Origin of the sequence: Streptomyces chlorus (genome assembly GCF_042655885.1) — a bacterium.
Lineage (GTDB): Bacteria > Actinomycetota > Actinomycetes > Streptomycetales > Streptomycetaceae > Streptomyces > Streptomyces chlorus.
Genome location: NZ_JBHSOA010000069.1, coordinates 1 through 888 on the forward strand (window position 1 = coordinate 1; position 888 = coordinate 888).

The following is an 888-nucleotide window of genomic DNA, read 5'->3' on the forward strand; positions in this document are numbered from 1 at the left end:
CCGTCCGGCAGAGCTTGAGCCAACCACACCCGAGCGAGACCCTCTGGCGGGCATTGCACCGAAGAGGCATCCCCACCCTCGGAGCGGCGCGCGGTTCACGCCGGAGTGAACTGGGCACGCTGGCCGAGGAGTTGGCCAAGCAGCTGCAGGAGGTCCAGGCCGAGCGGGAGGAGCTGCTGATCGCCGAGCGGGTCCTGAACCGGCTGGCCGAGCAGGACCGGGCCGCGGCGGAGGCCGCCGCGGCCGTCGCCCCGACTCCCGCCCGGGTGGCGGGGCGGGCGGTCCTGCTGATCCCGCACCGCAGCGAGAATCCCGACGAGGCCGCGCTGCCCGCCGACTACCGCAAGATCCTGGCGATCGTGCGGGCCGCCGACGGCCCCGTCCAGGTAAGGGCGGTGGGCGAGGAACTGGGCCTTCAGGTGACGGTGCGCGGCAAGCTGGAACCGCTGCGCGCGAAGATGACCAAGCTCGCCGGCCGCGGCCGGCTGCGCGAGCGAGGCGACGGGCGGTTCACCGCACGCTCCCAGCAGTAGCGGCACAGAACCTGGAACGCTTCAGACGCCACCCACCGTGTGGTGCCCGCTCAGATCTGGTTCGCGCCACCGTCGACGTAGATGTTCGCGCCGACGACGTAGCTGCTCTGTTCCGAGGCCAGGAAGGCCACGACTGCGGCGGCCTCCTCAGGCTGACCCATGCGGCCCTTGGCCACGGTCGCGGCGACATTCTCCTTGACCGCCCGGGCGGTCTCCTCGTCGCCGAAAGCGGCGGTGCCCCCGGGAGTCTCGATCCATGCCGGCGAGACCACGTTGACCCGGATGCCACGGCCCTTGAGCTCGTTGGACCACGTCCGCGCCAAGGACCGGACGGCCGCCTTCGACGCCGCGTACG

The 888-nt window shown here is 72.1% G+C and carries 2 protein-coding genes; one reads left to right on the forward strand and one right to left on the reverse strand.

The window, feature by feature from the left end; genetic code table 11:
* The first annotated feature begins 53 nt into the window (after positions 1 to 53).
* The gene (locus ACFPZI_RS28210; protein ID WP_381368663.1) at positions 54 to 533 is read left to right on the forward strand and encodes a hypothetical protein; all 480 of its coding nucleotides are present in this window, start codon (positions 54 to 56) and stop codon (positions 531 to 533) included.
* A 50-nt stretch (positions 534 to 583) separates the two neighbouring features.
* Here the strand turns inward: ACFPZI_RS28210 and ACFPZI_RS28215 are convergent.
* On the reverse strand, positions 584 to 888 hold a 305-nt coding region (locus ACFPZI_RS28215), incomplete at its 5' end, for an SDR family NAD(P)-dependent oxidoreductase (RefSeq protein ID WP_381368660.1).